General features: G+C 61.5%; 12 protein-coding genes. 9 read left to right on the plus strand and 3 right to left on the minus strand.

The features are described from left to right. Window positions 1-3 precede the first annotated feature (3 nt). The 5 genes from MU846_RS05990 (at window position 4) to MU846_RS06010 (ending at window position 5,320) form a co-directional block, all read left to right on the plus strand. Window positions 4-1,071, plus strand: coding sequence for a COX15/CtaA family protein (locus MU846_RS05990; protein ID WP_246950287.1), 1,068 nt, complete (start codon window positions 4-6; stop codon window positions 1,069-1,071). Next, entirely contained in the window at window positions 1,064-1,963 is a 900-nt protein-coding gene (gene cyoE / locus MU846_RS05995; protein ID WP_246950289.1) for a heme o synthase, read from the plus strand. Before MU846_RS05990 ends, cyoE begins: the two co-directional genes overlap by 8 nt. 112 nt (window positions 1,964-2,075) lie before the next feature. Then, entirely contained in the window at window positions 2,076-2,669 is a 594-nt protein-coding gene (locus MU846_RS06000; protein WP_246950297.1) for a LemA family protein, read from the plus strand. A gap of 14 nt (window positions 2,670-2,683) precedes the next feature. Next, window positions 2,684-4,648, plus strand: a complete 1,965-nt coding sequence (locus MU846_RS06005; protein ID WP_246950299.1) for a M48 family metallopeptidase — start codon at window positions 2,684-2,686, stop codon at window positions 4,646-4,648. A gap of 300 nt (window positions 4,649-4,948) precedes the next feature. After that, a complete protein-coding gene (locus MU846_RS06010) occupies window positions 4,949-5,320 on the plus strand; it encodes a hypothetical protein (protein ID WP_246950301.1) in 372 nt (123 codons plus the stop codon). Between the two features lie 53 nt (window positions 5,321-5,373). On the opposite strand, the gene MU846_RS06015 is transcribed toward MU846_RS06010, so the two are convergent. Continuing rightward, on the minus strand, window positions 5,374-6,447 hold the full coding sequence (locus MU846_RS06015) for a GNAT family N-acetyltransferase (protein ID WP_246950303.1): 1,074 nt from the start codon (window positions 6,445-6,447) through the stop codon (window positions 5,374-5,376). A 223-nt stretch (window positions 6,448-6,670) separates the two neighbouring features. On the opposite strand from MU846_RS06015, the gene MU846_RS14605 reads away from it, so the two are divergent. Together MU846_RS14605 and MU846_RS06025 are read left to right on the plus strand one after the other, a co-directional pair. Further along, window positions 6,671-7,249 (plus strand): cold-shock protein, encoded by a 579-nt coding sequence (locus MU846_RS14605; protein WP_306799283.1) that lies wholly within the window; start codon window positions 6,671-6,673, stop codon window positions 7,247-7,249. 63 nt (window positions 7,250-7,312) lie between these two features. Further along, a complete protein-coding gene (locus MU846_RS06025) occupies window positions 7,313-8,863 on the plus strand; it encodes a sodium:solute symporter family transporter (protein WP_246950305.1) in 1,551 nt (516 codons plus the stop codon). A 7-nt stretch (window positions 8,864-8,870) separates the two neighbouring features. Here the strand turns inward: MU846_RS06025 and MU846_RS06030 are convergent, their stop codons facing one another. Together MU846_RS06030 and MU846_RS06035 are read right to left on the minus strand one after the other, a co-directional pair. Further along, window positions 8,871-9,482, minus strand: a complete 612-nt coding sequence (locus tag MU846_RS06030; RefSeq protein ID WP_246950307.1) for a hypothetical protein — start codon at window positions 9,480-9,482, stop codon at window positions 8,871-8,873. Next, entirely contained in the window at window positions 9,479-10,807 is a 1,329-nt protein-coding gene (locus MU846_RS06035) for a sialidase family protein (protein WP_246950309.1), read from the minus strand. Before MU846_RS06035 ends, MU846_RS06030 begins: the two co-directional genes overlap by 4 nt. Before the next feature lie 239 nt (window positions 10,808-11,046). Here MU846_RS06035 and MU846_RS06040 point away from each other — a divergent pair, with 239 nt between their 5' ends. Together MU846_RS06040 and MU846_RS06045 are read left to right on the plus strand one after the other, a co-directional pair. Next, complete coding sequence (locus MU846_RS06040; RefSeq protein ID WP_246950311.1) at window positions 11,047-12,780, plus strand: putative bifunctional diguanylate cyclase/phosphodiesterase; 1,734 nt, start codon at window positions 11,047-11,049, stop codon at window positions 12,778-12,780. Window positions 12,781-12,901: 121 nt separating this feature from the next. Further along, on the plus strand, window positions 12,902-13,672 hold the full coding sequence (locus MU846_RS06045; RefSeq protein WP_246950313.1) for an SRPBCC family protein: 771 nt from the start codon (window positions 12,902-12,904) through the stop codon (window positions 13,670-13,672). The last annotated feature ends 66 nt before the right edge of the window (window positions 13,673-13,738 follow it).

Consider the following 13,738-nt stretch of genomic DNA (forward strand, 5'->3'; position numbering starts at 1 on the left):
CCGATGTCGGAAAACTTTCACCGCAGTAGCACCAGCACGCCCCGCTCACTTGTCTGGCAACGCCGTCTGACACTGCTCACCATCCTGCTTACCGCCGTAGTCATCATGCTCGGCGCCTGGACGCGCCTGAGCGATGCCGGCCTCGGCTGCCCCGACTGGCCCGGTTGCTACGGCCATATGGATGTACGCAAGGCGATTGATTACGTCAGCACCAAGAACGAATTGCAGCCCGGCACCTACCGCGAAGCGCACAAGACTGTTCCCGAGATGGTGCACCGCTATTTTGCCAGCCTGCTGGGCTTGACGATCATCATTATCGCGGCGCTGGCCTGGGCCAATCGGCGCCAGCCCGAACAGCCGGTGGCCCTGCCGCTCGCCCTGGTAGCGCTGGTGATCTTTCAGGGCATCCTGGGCAAGTGGACCGTCACCATGGGCTTGCAGCCCACCATCGTGATGCTGCATCTGCTGGGGGGGTTCTCCACGTTCACCCTGCTCTGCTGGCTGGCAGCGCAGCTTTACGGGTGGCCACAGTTTCGCAACGATCCCGATGTACGCAGCCTCAAGCCGCTGGGCACTGCCGCGCTAGCTATCGTCATCATGCAGATCGCGCTGGGCGGATGGACCACAGCCAACTACGCAGCGGTGGTCTGCACCGAGCTGCCGATCTGCGAAAAGGGCTGGGTCAGCCACATCAATTTTGCCGACGCCTTCACCTTTTTCGGCCACGATCACGACGGTGAGGATTATGAATTCGGCGTGCTGGAAAATGATGCGCGCACCACCATTCATGTGATGCATCGCTTCGGCGCGCTGGCTACTCTGCTGGTGGTCGGGCTGCTGGCGATCCAGGTGGCGCGCCGCGCCCGTTGCACCCTGAATCGCAACCTTGGCCTGACCATGGGCGTCGTGGTAGCGGCACAGTTCGCCTTGGGTGTCAGCAATGTGGTATTCCATGTGCCGCTGGATGTTGCCGTGGCACATAACTTTGGTGCGGTCATACTACTGGTCAGTATTGTGTTGTTCTTGCGGGCGATCTCGGTGCAGCCCGAACGGAGGCAGGGGAATGTCTGATTCAGCGAGCTGGCGCGATTATCTCGCCCTCACAAAGCCAGGCGTCGTATTACTGCTGATGGTCACCGCTATCGCCGGCATGTTTCTGGCCACCGAGCCGGCCGGCATGGTGCCGGTATCCATACTGGTGCCGGCCTTTTCGGGCCTGACTCTGGCGATGATGGCCTCCGCCGCCATCAACCAGATCATGGATCAGAAAATTGATGCAGTCATGTCACGCACCGAGAACCGGCCCATCGTCACCGGCCGCCTCAATACCCGCAAGGCGGTAGCCTTTGCAGCCTTGCTGGCGGTGCTCTCGATGCTGATTCTCGATCAGCTGGTGAACCGCCTGACGGCGCTACTTACGCTGTTCGGCTTTGTCGGGTATGCGTTCATCTATACGCTCTACCTCAAACGAGCGACGCCGCAAAATATCGTCATCGGCGGCCTCGCCGGTGCTATTCCGCCGCTGCTTGGCTGGACGTCCGTTTCCGGCGAGATGCATCCCTACGCCTGGCTGCTGGTGCTGATCATCTTCGTCTGGACACCGCCGCACTTCTGGGCGCTGGCGATCCATCGCCGCGATGATTATGCCAAGGCCGAAATTCCCATGCTGCCGGTCACTCATGGCATCCCGTTTACCCGCGCCAGCGTGCTCCACTACACCATTTTGCTGCTGCTGACGTCGCTGCTACCCTATCTCACCGGCATGAGCGGCCTGATTTATCTGGCCGCCGCCCTGTTGCTGGGGCTGATTTTCGTGCTGCATGCGCTCAAGCTGCGTTTCGGCGACGATCCGCGCACCCCCATGAAGACCTTCGGTTATTCCATTACCTACCTGTTTATGCTCTTCGCGGCGTTGCTGGTGGATCACTATGTGCCCATCGGCGTCATCGGACCGGGCGCGTGAGCAAGCTAGAATCGGGCCGCATGGCAGCAAACGGCGGCTGAAAGGTCTGTGCCACCGGCCCCAGTTGCGTTAGCCTCACCCCTTGAGCTGACATACTGAACCGGGAGCCGCCATGAACGCCGTCGTCCTGATCCTGGGCCTTGCCGCCCTGGTGCTGGTCCTGAGCATTTCCGTCTACAACCGCCTGATCACCTTGCGCAACCGCTTCAAGAACGCGTTTGCGCAAATCGACGTGCAATTGCAACGCCGGCACGATCTGATCCCCAATCTGGTCGAAGCCGCGCGCGCTTACATGGCACACGAAAAAGAGACACTCACACAAGTGACCGAGGCCCGCAATCAGGCCGAAAGCGCCCGCCAGGCAGCACGCAGCAACCCGGAAAACGGTAACGCCATCACCACCCTGGGCCGCGCCGAATCCGTGCTCGGCGGCTCGCTGGCAAACTTCCTCGCAGTGTCGGAAAACTACCCGGATCTGAAAGCCAACGAAAGCATCCGCAACCTGATGGAAGAGCTGTCATCGACCGAGAACCGTGTCGGCTTCGCCCGTCAGGCTTTCAATGATGCGGTCATGAACTACAACACCTATCGCGAGCAGATCCCGAACAACATCATTGCGGGCTTTTTCGGCGCCACGTTCCAACCAGCCCAGCTGCTGGAGATCGAAAACACCAACGCACGCAAAGCACCCGCCGTCAGTTTCTGAACTGACCGACACCGATGAACTTCTTCGAACACCAGGCTCGAGCCAAACGCCGCACCAGCCTGCTGGTGCTGTATTTCAGCCTGGCGGTGCTGCTCACTGCCATGGCGGTCAATCTGGTCTGCCTGCTGGTCATGAACTGGATGGTGCGCCCGACCCCGGCCAGCGAATGGTTCACATCAGCGCCCGCCGCCTGGATTGCGGGCGCCACCCTGCTGATCATTACTGGCGGCAGTGCGCTGCGCTTCTGGCAATTGCGCGACGGTGGCGCGGCACTGGCGGACATGCTCGGCGCCCGCCGCATCGAACCCGGCAGCAACACTCCAGCTGAGCGGCAGTTGATAAATATCGTGGAAGAAATGGCAATCGCCTCCGGCATTCCTGTTCCGGAGCTGTTCGTGCTGGACAACGAACAGGCCATCAACGCGCTGGTGGCCGGCCACCGCCCCACCGAAACCTGTGTCATCGTTACCCGTGGGGCGCTGGAACAACTCAGCCGCGACGAAATGCAGGGCGTCATCGCGCATGAATTCAGTCATGTTTTCAATGCCGACATGCGCCTGAACCTGCGCCTGATTGCAACCCTGGCCGGTATCGTCGCGATCGGCAAAACCGGCGAATTCCTGCTGCACAACGCCCGTTTTTCGCACTTCGACAGCCGTGGGCGCCGCCAGGATGCATTGCCGGTGCTGCTGCTTGCCGGCGTGGCACTCATGGCAATCGGTTATATCGGGCTGTTCTTCGGCCGGCTGATCAAGGCCGCGATATCGCGCCAGCGGGAGCTGTTGGCCGACGCCGGGGCGGTGCAGTTCACCCGCAATCCCGCCGGCATTGCCCAAGCGCTGATTCGCATCCGTAACGGTAACGGCTCGTATCTGAACAACCGCCACGCCGAGGATATGAGCCACATGTGCTTTGGCGAGACGCTGCCGCTGAAATTGCGCGGCCTGCTGGCCACCCACCCGCCTCTGGACGAACGCCTGGCCGCGATCGGCAGCCAGTGGCCGGCGCGGGCACGCGCCGATGAACGCAGCAGACGCACTGCCACTCCCACACCGGCAGGCGCTGACGCGGCCACGCCCGAGGCTGCTTCGGGGCCAACTGCGGCTATGACCTTCGCCGCGACCACCGGCGCCCCGGCTGCCGCGCCAGCATCGCGCCCCCGCGCCAGCGACGTCGTGGGCACTGTTACGCCGGCCCATCTTGGCTATGCTCGCACCATTCACGCGAGCATCCCTGCCCCGCTGCGCGAGGCGTTGCATCAGCCTGAGGGTGCCGAGCTGATGATCTGCGCGCTGGTGCTCAGCGTCTCCGAGCAGCCCGGCCAGCTGCTCCCGAGCCTGTCGTTACCGAGTGATCAACAGGCGCGTCTGGCGCACTATCTGCAAGAGGTGCAGAAACTCGGCACGCGGCTACGGCTGCCGTTGCTGGACATGGCCATCCCCACCCTCAAGCTGCTGCCGCAGGCAGAGCGTGACCAGTTGCTCGCCCGCCTGGAAGCGCTGGTACGCGCCGACCGCCGTATCACCCTGTTCGAGTTCGTGCTGCTGCATATTCTGGAAGATCACCTGGGCAAAACCGCCGCCCGCAGCCAGCGCACGCTTTACCGCAGTTTTCAGCCCCTGGCAGACGAAATCCGCTTGCTGCTTTCCACCATGATCCATGCCGGCGGTGCACAACAAGATCCGGCCCGGTTGTTCCAGCGCCTTGGCACTGCGCTGTTGCCGGCTGGCACCACGCTGCTGCCACGGGAGCAATGTCGGCTGGACCGCCTTGCCGACGCCCTGAAGCGCCTGGCGGGGCTCACGCCGCTGTTGAAATCACTACTGGTTGATGCCTGCGCCGATGCCGTGCTGGCAGACCGGCGCGTCCAGGTGGCCGAGGCCGAGCTGTTGCGCGCTGTCTGCACACTGCTTGACTGCCCTATGCCGCCTTTATTCGAGATGACGGCGCCTGCCCACGCGCCCCAGGACAGGTTCTGACGCGCTTTGTAAGCTTTCACCTACAAGAAATGTCTGAATTCGCTGCTACCGGGCGCACCGGACAAGCGTCAGAATAGCAGGGCTGGGGGTAAGCGCTGCGTGAGCAGCGTAAAGAGCCGTGACGATCGGAGCCACCGCCCCGCACACACGAGTTGCATCGTCGCTGCGCTCTTGCAGCGTAACGCACCGGAAGCACCGCTGAACGCTTGCAACACAGACGTGGGCGCGAGCCGCGCACACACAACACCAGGCCCTGCGCCTGATGAACAGCGTCTCCTCACGAGACGGGGGAAGCTCGATATGGAATTTGAGAAAGCCAGCGAAAAAAATGCCTGGAATGCCGTCGCTCAGGCGACGCTGGCCATGCGCCAGGACGACGTACCACACCCGGCCCTGGCCGCCTGGCTGCGCCAGCAAGGCGTGGATATCCAGCGCTCGGTCTTTCCCTGCGTAGGGCTGTTCGACGACGATGTTTTCTCGGGCACCCTGATTACCCAGTCACGACGTGTGGTGGAATACTTCATTGATCTTGCTGCGCCCGACAGCAGCGAGTTCGAGGATGTCACCGAGGGCCTGGGGCCCAAGGACCCTAACCACCCGGAAAGCGATGTGCGCGATCTCATCACCATGGCGCTGGTGTATTTCGACCACCAGCGCGGCGCAGCGGCCTGAAGCAACCTGCCGGGCCTGGCACTGCCGCTGGCGCCCTCAAGGGCGCACGACAACTACCCCGCCCGATAGGGCAGCAAGGTTCGCGCCTCATCCCGATACGCCAATACTGCGTGCGCCTCACGCTCGCAAAAATCCGCCACCGCCTGATGAAAGGCCGGCTCCACCAGATGATGGAGCGACCGGGTGATAACCGGCTCGAACCCGCGCAGCAGCTTGTGTTCGCCCTGCACCCCCGGATCGAATAGCGCCAGTTGCTGCTCAATGGCAAACTCGATGCCCTGATAATAACACAGCTCGAAATGCAGCGCGTCGTAATCCTGCAAAGCACCCCAGTAGCGCCCGTAAAGCCCTTGCCCATCGAACAGATAGATGGCCATCGCCACCGGCTGCTCTGGATTATCCGCAAACGCTGCGGTCAGCATCAACTGCTCGCCCATCTGTTCCCGGATAGCGCGAAAGAAAGCCGGCGCCAGGTAAGGTGACTGCCCGCGTCGCAAGTAGGTATCGGCGTAGCACGCGTAGAAGACGTCCCACCAATGCGCGGGAATGGCAGCCCCGGCAGCGCGCTGAATAGTCAGGCCCTGTTCAAGCACACGCTGACGCTCCCGGCGCAGCGATTTGCGCTTGCGCGATACCAGTGCGGCCAGAAAATCGTCGAAAGTCTGATAATCCCGATTGAACCAGCGGAAGTGGCACGCCTGCCGCGTGATCAGAGGTAGCTCTGCCAGCGCCTCTGCCGCCGCCTGATCGGGGAACAGCAGATGCCAGCCGCTGGCCTGATGCGCCGCCAGCGCTTCCTGAATCCGCGGCCACAGCCAGCCCGCTGCGTCGCTGACACCCTGGGGCAGGCGCCAGCGCGGCCCGGTCACCGGCGTGTACGGGATCGCTGTCACCAGTTTCGGATAATAATGCAAGCCGTGCCGGGCATAGGCATCCGCCCAGCCGTGATCGAACACATATTCGCCCCACGAATGAGCCTTGCGATACAGCGGCAACACTCCCTCGCCCGCACGACAGGAGATATCGTGCCAGCCGGTCCTGTCGTCGTTGCTGCCCGGTGCAGCAACGGCGCCGCTTTCTGCAAGCGCCAGCAGCCATTCACGGCGCAGAAATGGATAGTCCGTCATGTTGCAGTGAAGTTCCCGACCTGTTGAGGCAGTTCGGCATGAGATTCAGCCGCACCTTGGTTACAATGCCAGCGGGCGCCCGCAAGGATGGCGCACGTTGCTCGCAATCCCGCAAGGCTCTCTGGTTGCACGAGGTCAGTCGCCCTCCAGAGGCTCCGCATTGATGATAGAGAAGGTAGCGCCAACGCTCATGCACGACTCACGGTTTCTGACGATATTCTACATGTCCTTCGCGTTCATACTTGCCGGCTCCGGCCTGGGCCTGACATTCGCACCGGGGCATCTGGTCGGCCTGTGGCACCCGGAACAGGATAGCAGCCAATTCTCACCTGTGCTGGCACGCCAGGCCGGGGTCGGCCTGCTGCTCGCTGGCGCGCTCAGTGCGCTGTGCGTGGCTGCCGGCCATCTGCGCCGCAACCTGCACTGGTTGTTACTAGCTTTTCTGTTCGCCTTCGTCGCCAGCCACGGCACTGCGCTGGTGCGCTCACCCGGTGGCTTCATGGGCCTGTGGCTGCTGGTACCGGTGCTGATCTTCGCCGCGCCACTGGTGCCCTGGCGAGCAGCGCCCCGGCTGCTGCATCTGAGCACGGGCCGCAACAGCCTCGCTGGTGAAGTGAAATGGTTCAACCCGAACAAGGGATTCGGCTTTATTCTCACCGAGGACGGCCGCGAGATTTTCGTGCATTTTCGTGCTCTGCAAAACGGTGGCCGCCGCAGCCTGCAACAAGGCGCACGCGTTCGCTTTGTCATCAACGAGACGGATCGCGGCGAACAGGCCGACAAAGTCTTCATCGAAAATTGATGCCCGACACCGCCGCCCCTCTGCCAGCGGGTGGCTCGGCGAAGAACAAAAAAGGAACAACGTGTGCAGATATCGGGGTGGGATGCCGCCGTACTGATCGGCTATCTGGTGGTGGTATTCGCCATTGGCTTGTGGGCAGCGCGTGGCAATGACAGCACAGAAGAATATTTCCTTGGCGGCCGGCGCTTTCGTGGCTGGGTGATCGGCTTGTCGCTGGTCGGCACCTCGATCAGCTCGGTCACGTTCATCGCCTATCCGGCCGATGCCTTCAAAACCACCTGGCTACGCTATCTGCCTAACCTGGCACTGCCGCTGGCCATCGCGCTGGCCGCCTGGCTGGTACTGCCGATCTTCCGGCGCGGCAACACCACGACAGCTTACGAGTTTCTGGAAGAGCGTTTCGGCCCCTCGTTGCGCGTTTACGGTGCACTGGTGTTCATCGTGGCGCAATTGGTGCGGCTGGCGACCATCCTCTGGCTTTTGTCATTGTTGCTGCAACAGATCACCGGTATGCCACCGGCCATGTCGATCATCCTCAGCGGCTTGTTTGTGGGCGCTTACACCATTCTTGGCGGCATTGATGCAGTGATCTGGACAGATGTCATCCAGACCACGGTGCTCATTGCCGGCGGACTGGTGTGCCTGTGGGTGGTGCTTGATCTGCTGCCTGGCGGCATCGGTCAGGTGATCAGTACCGCCGGGGCGGCCGGCAAGCTGAGCTTTGGCGAGATGAAGGACGGCGAAATCCTCACCACGCGCTGGGATTTTTCGCTCAGTGCCAAAACCGGCACCATGCTTCTGCTGGTCGGCTTGACCAACTGGCTGACAGAGTACACGAGCAACCAGAATACGGTGCAGCGTTATTGCGCGGCCGCCTCGACTCGCGAAGCACGGCGCGGCATGTTGATTTATGTGCTGACCGCCTTGCCGCTCTGGGCGTTCTACATGTTTCTGGGCAGCGCTCTGTGGGTACTGTTCCAGACCCTGTCGGCCGAGGTGTCTGCGGAGATCCTCGCTGGTACTCGCAAGGCCGAGCATCTGATGCCATGGTTCATCACTGAATACTTGCCGCCCGGCATCGTTGGACTGGTGCTGGCAGCTACGCTGGCCGCCGCCATGTCATCAATGGATTCCAGCATCAATGCGATCACCACTGTTTCCGTGGTGGATATCTATCGCCGCCATCTGCGGCCCGGCGCCACGGATCACCATTATTTGCATAGCGCCTGGGTGATCGCCGCTTTCACTACAGCCGTAACCATCGGCGGTGCCCTGCTGCTGGAGCGTGCCAATACGGAGACGCTTCAGGACGTGATCCTGATTATGGTGTCGTTGCTGGGCGGGGGCTTGCTGGGGCTGTATCTGCTGGGTTTTCTCAGCAAGCGGGGCGATGCGCGGGCAGCCTGGTATGGCATCAGCTGTACGTTGCTGTTTACCGCCTGGGCGCTGGCCTCAAGCCACGGTTTGCTGCCAGCTGTGCTGGCGGCGCCGTTTGATCTGTATTACACCGGTCTGATCGGCAACCTGATCATGTTTGTGGTGGGCTATGTGGCCGCGATACTGCTGGGCCGCCGCGCACCGGCACCGCCCCTGGCGGCACCGGCGAGCGACTAGCGCCGGGTCAGGCGGCCACGGGGGTACGGCGGGCAAGCAGGGTCAGGCGCCAGTCGCGCACCAGCCAGCCAAGCGACCAGGCCGCCAACCAGGGGTCAAGCAGATAATCCCACAGATTGTCCGAGGGCAGCAGGCGCAGAGCGAAGGCGCACTGCGCGCCCACCAGCATCAGGCAGATGCCATAGGCGCGCATGACCCAGGCCGCCAGGCCGAGCAGCAACAGCACCGCACTGAAGCGGAAATCACCAAAGCCCCAAGCGTAGGGATCGATATACGTCAGCCCCAGGCTCATCGGATAAAACCACGCCGCGGTGCCCACCACCAGCAACGCCATCATGCGCAATTCCCCTGACGGCAGGAACCAGCGGCCCCCGAGGCGATGCTGCATGAACATGACGCTCATCACCCCTAGCGTAACGCTGAACTCGCCCAGATAACTGCGCACCCACATGCCCAGCCCCCAGGGCATGGGCAATAACGATACCAGCACCACCAGCAGCACTAGCGGGATGCCGATCTTCGGCGCACGAATGCGCAACAGGCGCAGCGTAATCGAGGCAAACACCAACGCAGTCACCAGCGTCGCAAAAGGCCAGGACAGAAAAGACTCACCCATCATTGTGCCGCCTCCAGCCGCGCCTGACGCTGATCGACGCCCGACGGCTGCCCATCAGCACGCCACCAGGCATGAGCAATCAGGCTTTTTTTCCAGGAATAGACGATATGAATATCGCCGCTGCGCGTGCGGATCACATACGGATAATCGAATTGCGAGAGACAGCGCTCGCCACGGCAATTATTGCGGATTGCCGCTTTCATCACGCGTGCGTGCTGCTCTTCGGTAATCGGCCCGGCACCGATGCTGGTCATGCGGGTGCGCACAAGGGAGCGAAAATTATCCACCGATACCGCCTGCTCTCGCAGGTCGGCGTCATCATGCATGATATGCACCGGGCGCCAGCTCTGGCCGTGATCGCGCGTTTCCAGAATATAGAGATCGTCACGCTCGATGGCGTTATTGTTGGCCACCAGCAGCCAGTGGCCATCGCCCAGACGCACACCGCCCACCGCCGAGCCCGGATTGGGCAATTGACCGTCGCTCAGCGCACTCCAGCTCTGCCCGGTATCATCGGTATCGCTGCGCCACAGGATGCCGGGGCGACTGTTATTGGCGTTCCGCAGGAATGCGACCGCATGGGCAGGCGAATCCACCAGCACCAGCGGTTGCAAGGATTCGCGCAAACGGCCGATGCGGGAACGTTGCAGGATGCGGTTGTCTTCGTCCAGGCGCAGCACTTCACCGAACTTTGCCGCCAGCTCGTGATAGACCGGCAGGCCGATAGAACCATCACTGAAATGAATCGGCGGTGCTTTCACCAGCGTGCTGAGGTTGAAAAATGGCGAGGTGACCAGCCCATCGCTGATGTGCCAGCTTTTGCCATCGTCCATGGATTCCGCCACCGCCAGCCGGCTCGCGGCCCAGCCGCCAAAACTGACCACCACCATGTATAGCCGCAGGCGCCCGTCATCATCCACGACCGGCACCACGTTACCCAGCTTGCGCACATAGCGGCCCAGGCCCTCGCTCACCTGCGCTCGGGTGAGCAGCACATGCTCATCACTCCAGACGCCAGTTACAGGATCAAATACTGATGAATGAATAGCGACATCGGCAGCGCCTTCGCGGCTGCCGGCGAACCAGAAAGCACGAATACGCCCATCGGGCAGCTCCGCCATCGAGGCTGCGTGAGTCTGCAAGGTGGTGCCATCGGAGGCAAAGTTCAGCGCCCAGGCATCGCCGGATCGTGGGGCATGGATGGCCGGGGCGGGCACTGCAAACGCCGGCTCGGGCTCCCATACATGCGCCGGCAGGCTGGCAAAATAGCCCAGCACCAGCAGCGCCCCGACAATCAGGTGGGCTGTTTTTTGTTTGAAATTGTCCATTACTGTTCGTCATACCTGCGAAAAGAAAAAGCCGACTACCGGGCTGCGGAAAGACTTACAGCCTGCACAGGAAGAAAGTATGATCCCCCAACTACGCCCTCTGCCTTAATGGCAGATGGCGAGTCGACCAGTCTAGCAGCCCCGGAGCGCTCGCGCTGCCCTGCCAATGCCTGAATTTGCATCTGGACAAGCTGCCAGCTCGCTAATAATAATCTGCCATGCGGGATATAGCGTTGCCCTTGAATCAGCCGTCTCGAACCGGCACCTCGCCCACCGCCTCGTCACGAGCGGCAAACCTCGGCCAGCGCCTCGCTGGCCAGCAGGATTTCAACCGGGTGCTACAGGATACCGCCGATATCGTGGTGATCACGCAAGATGCCCAGGGCCGGCTGCTATCCATCAACCGCTATGGGCGCTGGATATGTGGCGCACCCGAAAAAAGCCTGCGGCGGCGCACCTTTGCCAGCTTGCTGGCCGAGCCAGCGCCCGAGCTTGCCGACCAGCTGGCGGCCGTAGCAAGTGGCAAGATGCACGAGTTGCGCCATGAAAGCGGCCTCCGCCGGCAAGGCGGAGACACCCTGCTGTTGTCGTGGTGGCACGCGCGCTGGCCAGTGGATGGCGGCCGCAAGCACCGCATCATCAGCATCGGGCTGGATATTTCCGACCAGCGCATCGCAGAAGAGCACATCGCCTGGCTCTCGACCCACGATCCCCTTACCGGGCTATTCAACCGCCGCCGCTTTATCGAAGAGGGCCGGCGCTGGCTCCGTGGCACAGCGGCCGGCAGTCGCCCCGGCTTCGCGCTGATGCTGCTGGATCTGGATCAGTTCAAGGACATCAATGATCTCTATGGCCACCAACAGGGTGATCGCCTGTTGCGATCTGCGGCCCGGCAATTGCGCGCTACGCTCAAGCAGGAGGATGTGATTGCCCGGCTCGGCGGCGACGAGTTCGGCATCCTGCTGGCCAGCGATCATTTGCAGGAGATCAAGCGAAGCGCGCAACGCTGCTGTAACGCGCTGGCGGAGCTGACGCTGGCCCAGGGCGACGCTCGGCTGCCGGTCACCACCAGTATCGGCATCGGCATCTGCCCACGCGACGGAGACACCATCGAGGCACTGCTGGCCAATGCCGATATCGCGATGTATCAGGCAAAAGCCCAAGGGCGCAACACCTGGCAGCTGTTTGATGCCAGCGACGAACACCGCGAGCGCATTCACGAACGGGTCTATTGGGAGCAGCAAGTTCGGGAAATACTGGCCAACAATTCTATACAACTGCACTTTCAGCCGATTCTCGCTATTCCGACAAACCAGATCAGCCACCACGAAGCGCTGCTGCGCGTCAGCGATGGCCGCGGCGGTTTTCTGGCGACACAACAACTGATCTCCGCAGCAGAGCAATCCGGCATGATTGCACAACTGGATGAGCGGGTTATCCAGCAAGTCTGCTCCCACCTGGCATTACTTGACGGTGCCGGGATACGTGCGCAGCTGGCGCTGAATCTTTCTGGCCTTTCCTTTCGAAATCCGCGCCTGATCAGCCAGGTACGGCACTGGCTGCGCCATTACCGGATCAATCCGTCCAATATCATTTTTGAAATCACCGAAACAGCCGCTCTGGCCGATATTCCTGCTGCCGTGGAAGTCATGCAGGCATTGAGGTTGCTGGGGTGCCGCTTTGCGCTGGATGATTTCGGCGTCGGCTTTTCATCCCTGTCCTATCTGAAGAAACTACCGCTGGATTTTGTCAAGATAGACGGTTCGTTCATCCGCCAGTTGCATGAAGATACCGAGCATCAGGTGCTGATTCAGGCATTGGTGGATGTTGCGCAGGCATTTCAACTCAAGACCGTGGCCGAGTTTGTGGAAGGGCCTGAAACTCTCGATATTTTGCGCGAGCTGGGCGTGGACTACGCGCAGGGATACCACGTTGGCCGCCCGCAGGCCTTTGAAACACTGTGGCCGCTGTGACCGTCGGTCTTTTTACAAATCAAGGGCTTGGTTCGTCATGCAGCCTGGCAATAATGGCATCGCTTCGCCGCCGAGTTGCGGCACAAACGGAATTGTCTCTGCTACTGATGGATATCTGCCCATGACCAGCCAGCCGTGGCGCCGCCCCTCGATCAAACACGTTATTCTCAGCGTCGTCTGGCTCTGCCTCGTCGTCTGGCTCTGCCTGGCACTGGCGACGCCGAGCCATGGGCAATCACCGCTGGACGATCTGGATGACAGCTGGCGGCTGGTCAGCGACAGGAACGATATTCGTGTTTACATGCGCCACCGCGATCACTCGCAACTGAAAACCTTTCGTGGCGTCACGCAACTCAAGTTGGCCGACGCCCACGCACTGGCGGCCGTGCTGAATGATTACGACACGTATCCGCGCTGGCTACACTTCGTCAACCATGCAGAAGAAATCCGACGCGACTCCGAGCTGCTGCGCTACCTGCGCTTCACCACCTTGCTGCCTTGGCCGCTGGCCAACCGGGAAGCAGTGCTGAAGGCCGAAGTCCTGCCCTTCCTGGAAGCACCCGAGCCTTATCTGGAGGTGCATCTTACCAACGCCCCGGATCAGCTGCCGCCGAACGACCGCTATCTGCGATTTCCCGAAATGGAGGGGTTGTTCGGCGTGCGCGACATGGGCGACAACCAATTGGAGATCACCTATCAGCTGGTGCTCGATCCGGGCGGTTACATACCCGCCTGGCTGGCCAACATCTTGTTGCGCGACGCCCCCTACTTCACGCTTGAGCGCCTGCGCCGGATTGTGCATCGCCCCGAATATCAGGGCCATTATTACCCTTACAGTGATCTCCACGGCGATGGCCCACCCGCCGACGACGGCACCGACCCGGAAACGTAACAAATCGCTCCCGCCTCTGCGTGCCGGGCAGCCATTGCGCTATCATTGGGCAGTCAACGGTAACCG

This window comes from Alcanivorax quisquiliarum (assembly GCF_023051175.1).
Taxonomy (GTDB): Bacteria; Pseudomonadota; Gammaproteobacteria; order Pseudomonadales; family Alcanivoracaceae; genus Isoalcanivorax; species Isoalcanivorax quisquiliarum.